This is a genomic window from Marinifilum flexuosum (genome assembly GCF_003610555.1).
Taxonomy (GTDB): Bacteria; Bacteroidota; Bacteroidia; order Bacteroidales; family Marinifilaceae; genus Marinifilum; species Marinifilum flexuosum.
In genome coordinates, this window is record NZ_RAPQ01000008.1 from 522,534 (window position 1) to 540,079 (window position 17,546).

At 39.2% G+C, this 17,546-nt stretch carries 7 protein-coding genes; 3 read left to right on the top strand and 4 right to left on the bottom strand.

Going from position 1 to position 17,546, the window contains the following annotated elements:
- The first annotated feature begins 20 nt into the window (after positions 1-20).
- A complete protein-coding gene (locus BXY64_RS02260) occupies positions 21-692 on the top strand; it encodes an inorganic pyrophosphatase (RefSeq protein ID WP_120239730.1) in 672 nt (223 codons plus the stop codon).
- A 256-nt stretch (positions 693-948) separates the two neighbouring features.
- Here the strand turns inward: BXY64_RS02260 and BXY64_RS02265 are convergent, their stop codons facing one another.
- Positions 949-10,677, bottom strand: a complete 9,729-nt coding sequence (locus BXY64_RS02265; protein ID WP_120238352.1) for a DUF4961 domain-containing protein — start codon at positions 10,675-10,677, stop codon at positions 949-951.
- Between the two features lie 303 nt (positions 10,678-10,980).
- Between BXY64_RS02265 and BXY64_RS02270 the strand changes: the two genes are divergently transcribed.
- The gene (locus BXY64_RS02270; RefSeq protein ID WP_120238353.1) at positions 10,981-11,502 is read left to right on the top strand and encodes a GNAT family N-acetyltransferase; all 522 of its coding nucleotides are present in this window, start codon (positions 10,981-10,983) and stop codon (positions 11,500-11,502) included.
- Positions 11,503-11,539: 37 nt separating this feature from the next.
- A complete protein-coding gene (locus BXY64_RS02275) occupies positions 11,540-11,914 on the top strand; it encodes a four helix bundle protein (protein WP_120238354.1) in 375 nt (124 codons plus the stop codon).
- A 20-nt stretch (positions 11,915-11,934) separates the two neighbouring features.
- Here BXY64_RS02275 and BXY64_RS02280 read toward each other — a convergent pair whose 3' ends face one another.
- From BXY64_RS02280 to BXY64_RS02290, 3 genes are all read right to left on the bottom strand, one after another.
- Positions 11,935-14,313 carry an ABC transporter permease gene (locus tag BXY64_RS02280; protein ID WP_120238355.1) on the bottom strand — a complete coding sequence of 793 codons (2,379 nt, stop codon included), beginning with the start codon at positions 14,311-14,313 and terminating at the stop codon, positions 11,935-11,937.
- A 106-nt stretch (positions 14,314-14,419) separates the two neighbouring features.
- Positions 14,420-15,895, bottom strand: coding sequence for a DUF4933 domain-containing protein (locus BXY64_RS02285; protein WP_120238356.1), 1,476 nt, complete (start codon positions 15,893-15,895; stop codon positions 14,420-14,422).
- A 146-nt stretch (positions 15,896-16,041) separates the two neighbouring features.
- Positions 16,042-17,517: a DUF4933 domain-containing protein gene (locus tag BXY64_RS02290; protein WP_120238357.1), complete on the bottom strand. Its 1,476-nt coding sequence runs from the start codon at positions 17,515-17,517 to the stop codon at positions 16,042-16,044.
- Between the last annotated feature and the right edge of the window lie 29 nt (positions 17,518-17,546).

A 17,546-nucleotide genomic window follows, 5' to 3' on the forward strand; every position in this document is an offset into this window, starting at 1 on the left:
CTTTTAAAGAAACACTTACTATGGGAAACAAACTAAATGATCCGATAGCAAGACTAATGGGCTTGCGATACAAATCACATCCATGGCATGGATTGGATATCGGAGATAATGCGCCAGAATCGGTAATGGCATTTATCGAGATGGTTCCAACAGATACCGTTAAATACGAGGTGGATAAGATAAGCGGATATCTTAAAATTGATCGTCCGCAGAAGTACTCGAATGTAGTTCCTGCCTTATACGGATTTTTACCACAAACTTATTGTGGCGATTCTGTTGGAGAATACTGTAGCGAGCAGTCGGGAAAGCCTGGGATTAAAGGTGATGCTGATCCTTTGGATATTTGTATCCTTACTGAAAAATCGATCTCTCATGGAGATATTATTGCAGAGGTTCGTCCGATTGGAGGTTTTAGAATGATTGATGGGAACGAAGCGGATGATAAAATTATTGCGGTTTTGATTAACGATGCCACTTACGGCCAGTTTACTGATATCAAGTGTATGCCAGATGTAATTGTAGACCGTTTGAAGCATTATTTCCTAACCTATAAGGATATGCCAGGTTTAGATCGTCAGGCAGAAATTACACATACTTATGGTGTTGAAGAAGCACATGAGGTAATTAGCCGATCGATGAATGACTACAAAACCAGATTCGAGAATTTGGAAGACATTTTGAAACATGTTTAAGCAGTGATCAGTTAGCAGGAAACAGTTAACAATGATCAGTTCATGATATTAAGCGATGGCCTTTGGGTTGTCGCTTTTTTGCTGTGTAAAGTCCACTACTTAGGAATCAGGTATATCATGCAGGTTATTAATAATTATCACAGTTTCTCTTAAAGCACACCCAATAACAATCGGGACTGAAATTTAAATGGGATAATAAAAATCCCGAACCTCCAATTGATCAGGAAGTCCGGGATAAACTTGATGTATTGATATTTTAAATTTTCAGTATTCGAATGCTTTTTCCTCCTACAACTTTAAACAAGTACATGCCAGGTTTACAATCGGAAAGGTCAAATACCTCCTTATTGTTTTGTACATCTTTAATAAGAATCATTTTTCCCAGCTGATTGTATAATGCTATTTTATCTCCCCTTTGCAGGCCATCGATGGTTACTTTGCGTTGTACTGGGTTAGGATAGGCTTTTAGCTCAATTGATTTATTGATTCCATCATCAATACCCGTAACAACTTCAATGGTAATGATTTTGCTTACTTCTACAGGATTATAATTTTGATTTCCTTCCTGTGTAGCTGTAATTGTAAGTTCTCCAGCTTCCAGAATTGTGAGTAAATCACCTTCGATAAGAGCAATGTCTTCGTCAGAAATACTGTAGCTTACAGGCAAAGCAGTTTCAGCAATAGCAGTTAGCTGTACCTGGTCATCAACCATCAAAGAGCTTAAATCCTGATCCCAAACAATGTTCTGGTCAGCCTTATCTATACTAATGCTGATAAGCTTACTTACCGAATTGTAGTTATCCGAATTGTTTGGCGTAAAGATCACCTCCACAGATTGCGCTCCCGCACCAGGAGTTGCCGATGGATTTGCAAAAGCAAAACTTCCATCAACATTAGCAGTACCACCAGATAAGGTAGATTCGCTCAAAGTCTGTCCGTAGGTGATTGCATCAGCTATTGGCCAAACACTCACTGTTGGAGTTGCCTTGCTTACGCTGATACCGATGGTTTCAGAAACAGTATTGTAGTTATCAGTATCACTTGGCGTGAAGATCACCTCCACAGATTGCGTTCCCGCATCAGGAGTTGCTGATGGATTGGTAAAAGTAAAGTTTCCCTCCACATTGGCTGTGCCACCTGATAGTGTAGATTCACTTAAGGACTGTCCGTAAGAAATTGCACTTGCAGTAGGCCAGTTAGTAACAACTGTCGATTCTTTGGTAACGCTAATGCTGATATTTCCCCTAACTGAATTGTAGTTGTCCGCATCCGAGGGAGTGAAGATCACCTCCACAGATTGTATCCCTGCATCAGGAGTAGCCGATGGATTTGCAAAAGCAAAGCTTCCATCCACATTGGCTGTACCTCCTGTAAGGATTGATTCACTCAATGCCTGTCCGTAAGTAATTGTACCAGCCATTGGCCAAGCGCTTACAGTAACATTAGCTTTATCCACAGTAATGTTGATATTTCCGCTCACTGTATTGTGATTGCTGTTATCAGTTGGTGTAAAGATAATCTCTACAGATTGTGTTCCTGCGTTCAGAGTTGCTGATGGATTGGTAAAAGTAAAGTTTCCCTCCACATTGGCTGTGCCACCTGATAGTGTAGATTCACTTAAGGACTGTCCGTAAGAAATTGCACTTGCAGTAGGCCAGTTAGTAACAACTGTCGATTCTTTGGTAACGCTAATGCTGATATTTCCCCTAACTGAATTGTAGTTGTCCGCATCCGAGGGAGTGAAGATCACCTCCACAGATTGTATCCCTGCATCAGGAGTAGCCGATGGATTTGCAAAAGCAAAGCTTCCGTCCACATTGGCTGTACCTCCTGTAAGGATTGACTCGTTTAATGCCTGTCCGCAAGTAATTGCACCAGCCGTTGGCCAAGCGCTTACAGTCGCATCAGCTTTATCCACAGTGATGTTGATGTTTCCACTCACTGTATTGTAATTTCTGTTATCAGTTGGTGTGAATGTTACCTCTACAGATTGAGTTCCTGCGTTCGGAGTAGCAGAAGGATTTGCAAAAGCAAAGCTTCCGTCCACATTGGCTGTACCTCCCGTAAGAGTTGACTCGCTTAATGCTTGTCCGTAGGTGATTGTACTTGCAGCTGGCCAAGCGCTTACAGTCACATCCGCTTTATCCACAGTGATGTTGATATTTCCGCTCACTGTATTGTGATTGCTGTTATCGGTTGGCGTGAAAATTACCTCCACAGATTGCGTTCCCGCATCAGGAGTTGCTGATGGATTTGCAAAAGCAAAGCTTCCGTCCACACTGGCAGTACCTCCCGTAAGGATTGATTCACTCAATGCTTGTCCGTAAGTAATTGCACCAGCTGTTGGCCAAGCGCTTACAGTCGCATCAGCTTTATCCACAGTGATGTTGATGTTTCCACTCACTGTATTGTAATTTCTGTTATCAGTTGGTGTGAATGTTACCTCTACAGATTGAGTTCCTGCGTTCGGAGTAGCAGAAGGATTTGCAAAAGCAAAGCTTCCGTCCACATTGGCAGTTCCTCCTGTAAGGATTGATTCACTCAATGCCTGTCCGTAGGTGATTGTACCAGCCGCTGGCCAAGCGTTTACAGTCGCATCAGCTTTATCAACAGTGATATTGATATTTCCACTCACTGTATTGTAATTACTGTTATCGGTTGATGTAAAGATAATCTCTACAGATTGTGTTCCTGCGTTCGGCGTTGCAGAAGGATTTGCAAAAGCAAAGCTTCCGTCCACATTGGCAATTCCTCCTGTAAGGATTGATTCACTCAATGCTTGTCCGTAAGTAATTGTACCAGCCTCTGGCCAAGCGCTTACAGTCGCATCCGCTTTATCCACAGTGATGTTAATATTTCCGCTCACTGTATTGTAATTGCTGTTATCAGTTGGTGTAAAGATAATCTCTACAGATTGTGTTCCTGCGTTCGGAGTAGCAGAAGGATTTGCAAAAGCAAAGCTACCGTCCACATTGGCTGTACCTCCTGTAAGGATTGATTCACTCAATGTCTGCCCGTAAGTAATTGTACTTGCCGTTGGCCACACGCTCACAGTAGCATCCGCTTTATCAACAATGATGTTGATGTTTCCACTCACTGTATTGTAATTGCTGTTATCTGTTGGCGTGAATGTTACCTCTACAGATTGTGTTCCCGCATCGGGAGTAGAAGAAGGATTTGCAAAAGCAAAGCTTCCATCCACATTGGCAGTTCCTCCCTTATGGATCGACTCGCTCAAAGTTTGTCCATAGGTAATTGTACTTGCGGTTGGCCATGTGCTTACAGTCGCATCAGCTTTATCCACAGTGATGTTGATATTTCCGCTCACCGTATTGTAATTGCTGTCATCAGTAGGTGTAAAGATGATCTCTACAGATTGTGTTCCTGCGTTCGGCGTTGCAGAAGGATTTGCAAAAGCAAAGCTACCGTCCACATTGGCTGTACCTCCTGTAAGGATTGATTCACTCAATGTCTGCCCGTAAGTAATTGTACTTGCCGTTGGCCACACGCTCACAGTAGCATCCGCTTTATCAACAATGATGTTGATGTTTCCACTCACCGTATTGTAATTGCTGTTATCAGTTGGTGTGAATGTTACCTCTACAGATTGAGTTCCTGCGTTCAGAGTAGCAGAAGGATTTGCAAAAGCAAAGCTTCCGTCCACACTGGCTGTTCCTTCTGTAAGGATCGACTCGCTCAATGCTTGTCCGTAAGTAATTGTACTTGCAGCTGGCCAAGCGCTTACAGTCACATCCGCTTTATCCACAGTGATGTTGATATTTCCGCTCACTGTATTGTAATTGCTGTTATCGGTTGGCGTGAAAATTACCTCCACAGATTGCGTTCCCGCATCAGGAGTTGCTGATGGATTTGCAAAAGCAAAGCTTCCGTCCACACTGGCAGTACCTCCCGTAAGGATTGATTCACTCAATGCTTGTCCGTAAGTAATTGCACCAGCTGTTGGCCATACGCTTACAATAATATCCGCTTTATCAACAATGATGTTGATGTTTCCACTCATATTGTAATTACTAGCATCAGTAGGTGTAAAGATGATCTCTACAGATTGAGTTCCTGCGTTCGGAGTAGCAGAAGGATTTGCAAAAGCAAAGCTTCCGTCCACATTGGCTGTACCTCCCGTAAGAGTTGACTCGCTTAATGCTTGTCCGTAGGTGATTGTACTTGCAGCTGGCCAAGCGCTTACAGTCACATCCGCTTTATCCACAGTGATGTTGATATTTCCGCTCACTGTATTGTGATTGCTGTTATCAGTTGGTGTAAAGATGATCTCTACAGATTGTGTTCCTGCGTTCGGAGTAGCCGATGGATTTGCAAAAGCAAAGCTTCCGTCCACACTGGCAGTACCTCCCGTAAGGATCGACTCGCTCAATGCTTGTCCGTAAGTAATTGTACCAGCCATTGGCCAAGCGCTTACAGTAACATCAGCTTTATCCACAGTGATGTTGATATTTCCACTCACTGTATTGTAATTGCTGTTATCTGTTGGCGTGAATGTTACCTCTACAGATTGTGTTCCCGCATCGGGAGTAGAAGAAGGATTTGCAAAAGCAAAGCTTCCGTCCACATTGGCTGTTCCTCCTGTAAGGATTGATTCACTCAATGTCTGCCCGTAAGCAATCGTACTTGCCAATGGCCAAGCGCTTACAGTGGCATCAGCTTTATCCACAGTAATGTTGATATTTCCGCTCACCGTATTGTAATTGCTGTTATCAGTTGGTGTGAATGTTACCTCTACAGATTGTGTTCCTGCGTTCGGAGTTGCAGAAGGATTTGCAAAAGCAAAGCTTCCATCCACACTGGCAGTTCCTCCTGATAAGGTAGATTCACTCAATACCTGTCCGAAGGTAATTGTACCAGCTGTTGGCCATACGCTTACAGTAACATCAGCTTTATCCACAGTGATGTTGATATTTCCACTCACTGTATTGTAATTGCTGTTATCTGTTGGCGTGAATGTTACCTCTACAGATTGTGTTCCCGCATCGGGAGTAGAAGAAGGATTTGCAAAAGCAAAGCTTCCGTCCACATTGGCTGTTCCTCCTGTAAGGATTGATTCACTCAATGTCTGCCCGTAAGCAATCGTACTTGCCAATGGCCAAGCGCTTACAGTGGCATCAGCTTTATCCACAGTGATGTTGATATTTCCGCTCACTGTATTGTAATTGCTGTTATCTGTTGGCGTGAAAATTACCTCTACAGATTGTGTTCCTGCGTTTGGCGTTGCAGAAGGATTTGCAAAAGCAAAGCTTCCGTCCACATTGGCAGTTCCTCCTGTAAGGATTGATTCACTCAATGCTTGTCCGTAAGTAATTGTACCAGCCTCTGGCCAAGCGCTTACAGTCGCATCCGCTTTATCAACAGTAATGTTGATATTTCCACTTACAGTATTGTAATTGCTGTTATCAGTTGGTGTAAAGATAATCTCTACAGCTTGAGTTCCAGCATCAGGAGTAGCCGATGGATTTGCAAAAGCAAAGCTTCCGTCCACATTAGCTGTTCCTCCTGTCAGGATCGACTCGCTCAATGTTTGTCCGTAAGTAATTGTGCTAGCTGTTGGCCAAGTGCTTACCGTTGGTGTTGCTTTGTTGACAGTTAGTTTTCCCGGGACATAAGTTATGTCGTAATGCGTAGAACTTAATCCTGAGGGAACAATATCATCGCCTTCTACATTAAAGCTTAAAGTTCCTTCCAAATCATCAGAAGTATGATCATGAACAAAGCCCTCATAAGTTACGGTGAAGTCAGGCAGAGGATCTCCATAGGTCATGCTGGCATCCTGTGCTGTGATTGTTAATGGATGCTGGATTGGATTTACACTAAGCGTGAACGAAAATTCTTCACTGGTATATTTTCCATCCGAGACTTGTGCTTTCACCTGTAAATCTCCAAAGAAATAGGGAGCAGGAGTGAGTGTAGAATTGCTGACCGTATAATTGTCGCCTCCCAGGTAAGTAAAAGTATAGACTGCTGCCGGATCATTATCATCATCCTTCACGGTAAACCACTCAGGAAGAAAAGTCAAACTGCTATTCTCATCAACAGAAATAGCCTGAACGCTTTCTATTGATGGTTGATGAAAGTTGGCTCTTGACAATTGGCGAGAGCAAAGAATTTTGTATTCGCCTCTTTTCAGGTAGTATTGCTGACTGGTGCTTGATACATTTATGTTGCTGCCATCTTCAAAGTTGTACCAGGTTCCTGTGGAGCCAAAGTGAGGGGTGATGTTGCCATCGCTTTCTCCAAAGTTTCCAATCACGATAAGTTGAAAGCCTTCATCCGATTTTGTTTTGCCATTTAAGGTGATGCGTTTCATTGCACCGGAAATGTCAAAATCCTGGGTCTGATCATTATTATAAAGATTGTATGTATTTCGAAGATGAAACAGATCAGCATAGAATTCATACAGGCCTTTACGGTGTGCATTCTCGAAATAATCCCAGCGCACTGGTTTCTTTCCGGTTCTTCCATTGTAATCAATACTGTAATCATAGCCCAGTTCTCCAAACTGCCAAACCATTCTTGCTCCCGGTAGGAGTAGGTTGAATGCCGCCGCCGCTTTTAGTCTGGGAACGATAATTTGCAGTTGATCATCGGTAGGTTCCTGATATTTGTCAAACGATCCGGCATTGATATCCCTGCCATATTTCATAGCTTTAAAAGCCAAGCGTTCTTCGTCGTGGCTTTCCATATAACTCATCAGGTTGGCGTATTGATAGGATATGTTTCGGTAGTAGGCTTGCGAAAGGTCGATATTACCACTCCATCCCATGGCAAGCTCTTCGTATTTTTCCGAGATTCCTTTTCCACCCCACATCAGGATTCCTTCGTTGGCCAATTCACTATCTTCACTTGCATCAGCAAGGTGCTCAAAAACGGCAATTGTTCCAGGGTGCTTGCTTCTCATGCTACCAACCATTCTTTTGAGGATTCCAATGCGTTGAGCATCGTATGTACTTCCCCAACTATCTTCAGGATAGCTTGTATTGCTGAATCCTTTCGTGAAATCAAATCGGAATCCATCAAAATGGTATTCGTCAATCCAGAAATTCAAAATAGAATCTACCAGGTTTTGAGTGTGTTCGCTGGTATGATTAAAGTCGGCTCCCCAATGTGCTCCCGGATTTTGAAAGTTGTGATTTTCATTATACCATGGGTTATGCACCGCCGGACGGTTGTCTGTACTGTTCCAATACATTTTTGCCAACGGACTGGAATAAAAAGAGTGATTCAAGACCATGTCGTTAATTACCGCAATGCCTTTCTCGTGGGCCTGATCAATAAAACTTTTCAGATCATTCTTGGTGCCATAAGCTTTATCTGGCGCAAAGTAAAAGTTAGGATTGTAACCCCAGCTGTCGTTTCCTTCGAATTCACTTACCGGCATTAAATGAATGCAGTTGATCCCCATATCTTTAAGATAATCCAACTTTTCTGCGGCAGCTTTGTAGTTTCCTTCAGTCGTAAAATCGCGGATGTGAAGTTCATAAACATTTAAATCATTATGAGACGGAACAGTAAAATTACTAACCTGCCACTGGTAAGCAGACTGTCCGGTTTGCAAAACAGATGCACGATCGCTGGCGTTTCCGCTTGGATAGCTGATTAGCCCTGGATAGGTGCTTGATGAAATGTATTGATCATCCGGATCGCTCACCTTTTCGGTATAAGGATCGGCAAGCTTCAGGTAACCATCAATTAAATACTGGAAAACATATTCTTGTCCGGCAGTTAATCCTTCCAAAGTAATCCACCAGTAATTTCCATCCGTTGTTTTCTTCATTTTGCTGCTCTCGCTCGCACTCCAGTTGTTGAAATCACCCAATACGTGAACTACCGATTTGGCAGGAACAGATTGGCTGCCATATACATTTCCGTAACCATCTTTATAAGTGATGGAGGTAGGTGTATGCAGAATTAATGTTGCCTTGGTGTCGTCATCGGTCAGGCCTTCAATATCCTTATGGTAGATGATTCCTTTCTGTCCTGTTTTTACCCACGATGGCAGGTCTTCCACAGTAACAGACGAATAGGCTTCTATCGCAATGGTTTTTTCCTTGACAGTACTGCCATTGTTTGCACGGATAAGAATCGTATGTGATCCTGCAGTTGTAAAACTATGGTTTACCGAGTTTGTTGTTACCGACGAAGCTGTATGTATGGATTGGTTATCAGCGAATACTTCAACGCTTGCACTTTCGGAAGTGGTGAAATTGATCTCGAAAGAGGTTTCGGTTTCTACCGTCTTTTCCTGATCATTGGGATGGACGATGCTAATGTAAAATTCAGGGTCGGTTTCCAGGTAATAGTCCTTGTCCTCTTCATTTTTCTGGACAACTGATCCATCTTGATTTCTGAAGAGTAAACCAATGCGAAACAGGTTTTCATTCTGGTCGCTGATTCCAAAATAAGTAGATGGAGTAAGTGTAATCTGCCATACTCCAGATGATATTTCTGTTAGTTGTCCTTTGGTGTTGTCTCCCCATTGTGCCTGACCTACGTAATCGGCAGTAGTTTTTCCCGGTCCCGAGGTAACGGCCCAACTGTGCATGTAAATACTGCTTGCAGCTTGCAATTTCTTTTCCGGGGCAATGCCTGGTCTGAAGGTGATGGTAATTTCATCCGATATTTTCGGAAGAGCCGGACTGATCTCAATCCAATCGGGGATGCTGGCAGCTTGCAGAGACAGGCTGTAGTTGGATCCGCTGTTGTCCTCTTTTAAAGTGCCGTCGGCCGAACGGAAAAGAAATTCTAAACCGGTTACCTCTTCCCCCGGAAGCAGGTTGGCAAAATCAGAGGTGGGCGTAAAACTAAAGGTCCACTGGTTGGCAGAACTTCCCTGAGTCATGATGCCCACATTATCATCTTCCCCCCAGTTTCCTATCCATTCTTTTTCCCCGGATGTCGTGCTTACGCCATAATGCAGATACACTTTTGATGCATTTTCAAGAGCAGTTCCTTTTGCATTAAAAGTAATGCTCACTTGTTGGTCTGCAGATGGATTTTCCGGAGAAGTTACCACCACCGGAGGATCGGCAATTGTAATGCTTACCGTATAGTCTTTGGTTGAATTGTTTTCTGCCGTAAGTGTGTAGGTTTGTGGATTTGTAAAATCTCTTGCTACACCTGAAAGGGGAGAGATAGAAGCCTTTGGCGAAATTTCAATGGTGGGAGTCACCTGACTTATATCTACACTTGTATTGTAAGGCAATTCCAGGTTAATGATATTCTCACCAATGGTGGCATCAATTCCATCAACAGTAAATCTGGTAATATCTTTGGCTATGCTTAACTGCGAAATCGTAACGGTATATACCTGTTGATTGCCATCTTCAGCAGTTACGGTATATTGAACTGGTGAAGAAAAATCCTGTGCTACACCCGAAGCAGGTGACACACTGGCATGTTCTGAAACTACAATTACCGGACTTAAACTTGTTATATCTGTACCTGCATCTATTTGCAAGGCGATTTGGTCTCCTGATATTTGGGCAGCATCACCGTTGATGCTGAAGGAGGTAATTGCTTTGCCGCTATGATTTACATGTGCTTCGGTCAGTGATATTTCAAAGTTTCCCGTTTCATTGTTTCCACCGCCGCCGTATTGATTTCTAAACTTCAAATCGATGCTGTACACGGTAGTCCCTTCGCTTAAGGAGAAATACTCCTTGGGTGTGATGGTTTTCTTCCACACTTTTGTTCCTTCATGAGCAGTCATCTCCTGGCTGTCGTTTAGGTTAGAGAAAGCATCGTTTACATTTTGCCAGTGACCTGCATTGGTGTTTACCCCCGCATGCATATAAATTCTGGCTTCTCCATCGGTCCAGAAGGAAGAAGTCTCCTTGTCAAAGTAGATGGTAATCTCATCGTTGATCGTTGCATTGCTTGGTTCAACCCATACTCTTTGGGCCATTCCATTCAGGAGATATCCTGTAAGTAAAATAAAAAGAAGTAAAGTTTTTCTCATATGTTGTAATTCTAGGATTAGATGGGAGTCAAAAATAAGATTATGAGTGGTTTAAGTTTTTTCTATCGTTTGCGTTATGACGATTTACTTCTGCAAACGATCCCGCAAACGTTTGTTGAAAACATTATTTTTGATGAATTTTTTGAAGTCCTTGTTATGTAGTTATAATACAATCCAGATAACCTATTTAAGAGTACTTCTTTTTGTTCTAAATTAGAATCATTTTAAAGAAAAACTTGCACAATTCGCAGATTTGTACGAGATTAAATCATTCAGTTAAATCTTAAAAATAAAATATCAGGAATGAATATTATACTTGAAACCGACCGATTATACCTACGAGAAATACTGCCTAGCGATGATGAAAAAATGTTTGAAATGGATTCCGATCCTGAAGTGTACAAGTTTTTAGGACGAAAGCCCATTCGTGACATTGATCAAAGTCGAAAGATGATTGAAAATATCATTAGCCAATACAAGGAAAATGAAATTGGTCGTTGGGCCATTATCGATAAGGAAACCCACAATTTTATGGGCTGGACAGGTTTCAAGCTCGAAAAAGAGGAATTGAACGGATACTGCAATTATTACGATTTGCGATTTCGTTTACTTCGCAAATACTGGGGCAAAGGCTACATTACCGAAGCAAGCAAGGCTGCAATTGAATATGCTTTCGAAAAGTTGGATATCACAGAGATTTGCAGTATGACTCTGGTTAGTAACGAAAAATCTCAAAAGGTACTCGATAAATTAGGGTTAAAATTGGTAGATAAGTTCATGTATCAAGGCGATGAGATTACTTGGTACAAACGCACTAGACAGTGAACAATTAACAATGATCAATGTATAATTAAGAATTAGAATGACTCAAAAGAAGTATCGGAATATTGTTGTTGAGAAATCGTATCAATTTGCCATTAGAATTGTTAAGCTTTGTCAGTATCTAAATAAAGAGAAAAAGGAATATGTGCTTTCCAAGCAGTTACTTCGCAGTGGTACTTCAGTTGGAGCTAATGTTGAAGAAGCGATTGGTGGTATCTCTAAAAAAGATTTTACAGCTAAGATGTCGATTGCTTATAAGGAAGCCAGGGAAACTAACTATTGGATAAGATTGTTAAAAGATACTGATTTTATAGATGAAAAACTTTTTAAATCATTGGATAACGATAATCAGGAGCTATTAAAGATATTGTATTCCATCATTAATAGCTCCAGACTTATTGGTTCAACTAATTGATAATTCTTAATTGAATAGGTTTATTCATAGCGAAGCGATTCCACTGGATTTCTTTTTGCAGTTCTCCACGATTGCCATGAAACGGTTATTATTGCAATACCAATGGCAATGATTCCCGACAGTGCAAAAACCCACCAGTTTAATTCGGTTTTGTAGGCAAAATTCTGAAGCCAAATGTTCATCACATACCAAGCAATCGGACAAGCCAAAATAAAGGCAACAATTACCCATTTTAGGAATTTGAGATTGAGCATTTGTATGATTTCATAGGTTTTGGCTCCATTTGTTTTTCTAATTCCAATTTCCTTCGTTTTTTGTCTTACCACAAATCCTGCAATACCAAGCATACCAAGTATACTAATGATAATACTAAGGATTGTGAAGGCCTTTGTCGTATTTTTCAAATGGTTCTCATTGCGATATTCAGCTTTCAATAAATCATCGAAAAATTGAAAAGAAAATTCTCTGTCTTCCCTGTGCTTTTTGTAGGTATCACGAATAAAGGCAATACTTTCCTTACGTTTGTGCTTGGAAACCCTGATGTTCATTGTCATAATATTTTCAGGAGAATTCATTAACACCAAAGGTTCAATTCTGTGATGCAATGATTTAAAATGAAAATCTTTAACCACACCAACAATTTCGTTGTCTCCAATTCGTTGTCCTATAGGATCCTCAAAACCCAATAGTTTTTCGGCACTTTCATTTATTACCACAGGAAATGAAAAAGTGTGATCATCCGATTTTTTTTTCATTTCTTCCCAATAGGTAGAATAGTTCATGTTTAGGAACTTACCTTTTGTAAGTTTCAATTCGTAATTTTTTGCAAATTCATCGTCAACATGAAGAATAACTGCTTGAATACTATCTTTTGCTCCATTGTTGTCGATAACAAAATTTGAGCGAAAACCTCCATACATTGGAGCATAAGTACTTGCAGATGCAGAAAGTATATTCGGGTTCTGCAAAAGTTCATTTTTGAAGGAATTGCTATCGTACCATAAGCCTGTAGGAACAACTAGCATATTGCTATGGTTGATTCCCAAATCTTTTGTGGTAATGAAATGAAATTGCTTCATGAACACTCCTGAAACTGAAATGGAAAAAATTGCAATTGCAAATTGGATTACAATGAGCAAATTCATCAGCCCAATATTTCCACCATTGTAGTTTTTGGCTTTTAAAATTTGAACAGGATTCAATTTCGATAGGTAAATGGAAGGGTATAAACCTGCTGTTATTGCTGTAAATACAATTAGCAGAAACAAGTAAGTAATTAACTGCATCGATAGATTGATTTGTAATTGCTGTCCTGTTAGCTGATTGAATTTTGGCAGCAATACGAATGCCAAAGCAATGGCAAAAAATGCAGCTACAAAAGTCTGCAGAAAAGAATTCATCATGAATTGTAGCAGTAAACTGTGTCGTTTTGCACCATTTACTTTTTGAATTCCAATTTCTTTGGCTTGTTCAGAATAACTTACCGTTGAAAGAATGGTAAAGTTTAAAATCACCATAATAAGGATTAGTAAAGCCAAGGCCGAAAAAATTACAACATACTTGTAATTGCTGATCTTATTATCAAGCATATTGGTGGTGTAATCAGAATGAAGATGAATTTCAGATAATGGCTGAAACATCAACTTATCCGTTCTATTCGAGTATCTGCTAACATGATTGCTGATTCGGTTCAGAAACAAGCTGTCGATTTCAGCATTAGCTGAAAGCTTAATATATGTTCTAATCCAGTAGGAATCTCTCCATGAGTTTGTAGAGTGATGAAGGCTAAGATTGTCCTCAGACAATAAGTAACCAAAGTCAATATGAGTATTCCTTGGAATTTTTAAAACTGCACTAACGGTATAAATGTTTTCACTGTATTTGTCACTAACTATTTTTTTGCCTAAAGCTGGTGAGTTGCCAAAAAGTTTACGTGCAACTTTTTCGGAAAGCACAATGTTTGATTTGTGTTTGAATGCATTTTCAGCATTGCCTTCCAGAAATTCAAAACCATCAAAGATTCTAAAGAAATCTGTGTTCGTATAGAATTTTCTCGCTTCAATCTTTTTTCCATTCTCGAATTGTAGTGGGGAATCTTCTGATGATCCATACAGGTATGTGGCAGCCTCAATTTGTGGATAATCCTTTTTCATGGTTTCCGCAATTGGTTGGTACGAAGCTGCCGATTTAATAATATCCTCCCCTTGCTTTGAGAGTGTTAAAACCCGATAAATTCTGTTGTAATCAGAATGAAATTTCTCAAAAGTGCTTTGATCGTAAACCCATAAATAAATTAGCAATGACGCTAAAATTCCTATGGTAAAACCTGTGAAGTTAATGATGCTTAAAACAGGCTTTTTTAAAATTAATCGGAGTATGATTTTGAAACTGTAATGCATATGTCTGAATTTGCTTTTTAATTGCTATGATACTCGCCAGTATTGTCATTCCTTTTTATGAGGATTTTTTCTCTCGGCTCGTTTCATTTGAGTGTTGTTGATGAAACTATTTAACCAGCATTAGCACTTGGTCGGTATCAGAGCAGGTTTTTGCTAACTGTATCAGCTTTTCTTTGTTGGCAGCAGGAGCAGTTGAATTTTTAAATTCATCCGAATTTACTTTTTCCTTGATATCTCTTCCCAGCAATGAAACCATTATATTATTCTCTCGATTTACCATGTAAGAGCTAGGCCAAACAGCAAATCCACCATCAATATCATTTTCCAGTAAATCCATCTCATAATTGTATGGATCATATTTAACGAAATTGAGTTTTTGATTCTTTTTGGAGTAGATGGCATATAGCATTCGAACACTTTTCTTTTTTCTAGAATTTGGACAATAATTGTCATCTGCTGTTAATTCAATAAAGATAAAATCTTTACCATCTGCCCATTCCTGAGGAACAATTTTTCCTTTTAAATCGAATTTAGGATGAGAAGCATCTTGTTTACTAACTTTATGCTTACCCAGCTTAATTACATATTCAGGTTTTATAATGTTTGGAGGTATCACTCTGAAAATGGTATCATTATAATCCGATCTGAAATAATAATTCCCATCTTTTTCATATTGGGTTCCATAATCAAAACCTCGAATAGCACGGGCTTTAAAATTAACCAGACGTTCAAATTTGGTAAATTCGGCTAAGGTATCTCCTTTGGTATTGAAAATTTCCAACATGTTCCCCTTTCTGCTTCTCCTCGAAAAATAGGTGTTTCGGTCAGGAGTGAAAATTCCAATATACTGATATGTATTTTGGGGAGAAAATGATGACATGCCATTTGGATAGGGTGCCTTGAATGGTTTGTTCTGTCCTCTGTTTAGATCAACCAAAACTTTACCAGCACCTGAAACTGCTAATGGGTTTTCAGGGTCGAACTGATACTGAGTATTGATTAAATCTTTGGAGCAATCTACCTCCATAATGTAATTTTGCCCAGTATTAGTATTTCTGTAGTTATAGTACAATTGACCTCCTCTTGACCAAACATTAGGACTTCCACCTATTTTTGCATATTCGGAATAGTACACTAAAACTTGATTTTGATCCTCTTTGTACTTTACACCACTTAGTTGGTTTTTTACAATTGTATTTTTGAACTCCCCATTTTTTGTAAATAGATGAATGCCATAAAGATTAGAGGCTACGATGTGCTTATCTGTCATGTAGTATTTGTAATTGATGTTATTTGCAATACTTGAGTCTGGCAGATTTTGCATTTTAATGTATTCAATACTTTGGGCAACATCCGAAAGTTTGAATTCTTTGATGCTATCCATTCGGTTTGCAATGTCGATCACAATTGGAGGATTAGAAGCGTCCGTTTTTCTAACCGATTCGAAGCGAAATCCTTTAGGCAATTTGGCCAAAGAGTCTGCCAATTCCTGTTCTTTTTTTAAACGCAGTTCTTCTTTCTGAGCTAAGATTTCTTCTTCACTTAAAATTTTTTGAGCCAAATCATTTTCATTTAGCTTCATACTTTTGTTTTTACAAGACGAAAGGATAAGCAAAGGAATGATAATTAAAAAAAAGTATCTCATAATTTAATTCTTGTGTTGTTACTAAAATCATAAATTTTCAATTGGTTCATGTACGATAATTACCCATGAATCAATAGTTGGTTTTATTTTACTAGCATTAAAACTTGGTCATCATTTTTGCAATTAGCTGCCAATTCAGTTAACTTTTGTTTGTTGACAGCAGGAGCAGTTGAATTTTTAAATTCATCCGATGAAACTTTTTTCTTAATATCTTCACCACTAAGAGCAATCATGATTTCCCCTTTTCGATTAATCATGTAGGATTTTGGCCAGACAGAAAAACCTCCATCAATATCGTTTTGTAGTACGTTTACAGTATAGTCAGTAGGGTTGTACTTTATAAACTGTAAGCTTTCGTTTTGCTTATCGTAGATTGCATAATGTAATTTTACACTTTTATCTTGTTTGGAATTTGGGCATAAGTTATTGTCTTTTATAAAACTCATGAAGATATAATATTTAGCATCTGCCCATTCATAGGGAGTTATTTTACCCGTAAGATCAAATGATGAATTCATAGCATTTTGTATACTTACTTTATGATTTCCTAGGTGGAATACATATTTTGGTTGAATGATGTTGGGAGGAATTACTTTAAAAATGGTGTCGTTGTAATTTGTTCTGAAAAAGTAATTTCCATTCAATTCGTATGAATTTCCTCTATCGAACATTCGAAAACCTCTTTGTTTAAAGTTTTTTAATTGTTCCAATTTTTTAAAACTCGATAAAGTTTCACCCCTTGTATTAAAAATTTGAAGCATATCTTTCCCATAATTAAATTGAGATAGGTAGGTGTTTTTATCAGGAGAGAAAATATTGATTTTGTCGTAGTAGTTTTCTCTTTTAAATGTATTCATCCCATTGGGATGTCGAGCTTTGAATGGTCTGTCGTGCCCATGATTTAAATCAACTGAAAGTTTTCCCATTCCCATTATCTTTCTTTGATTTTCGGGTTCAAAAGTGGTATTCAAAGCAACCAATTCTTTTGAGCAATCTACCTCCATAATATAGTTTTGACCTGTATAGGTGTTTTGGTAACTATAATACAGGTTATCACCTTGAGACCATACAGTTATGCCAGCTGCGATTGCTCCAAAATTTGAAAAGTAAAAATTAATCCAATCTTTCTTTTTTTCATATTTCATTCCGCTCCAGCTGTTCTTAATAATGGTATTCTGGTATTTGCCATTTTTGGTAAATAAATGAATGCCATAAATGTTTGAAGCAACTATATACTTGTCAGTCATGTGGTATTTGTAAAGCATATTGTTAGAAATACTAGTGTCTGGCAAATTTTGCATTTTAATGTATTGAATGCTTTGGGCTACATCCGATAATTTGAAATATTTAATACTATCTAGCCTGTTGGCAACATCGATAATAATCGGAGGATTTTTTTCATCAATCTTACGTTTGGCATCAAAACGAAATCCTTTTGGCAACTTTGCCAAAGAGTCAGCCAATTCTTGCTCTTTTTTTAAACGCAGTTCTTCTTTTTGAGCTAAAATTTCTTCTTCACTTAAAATTTTTTGAGCCAAATCATTTTCATTTAACTTCATGCTTTTGTTCTTGCATGAAAAAAAAATGA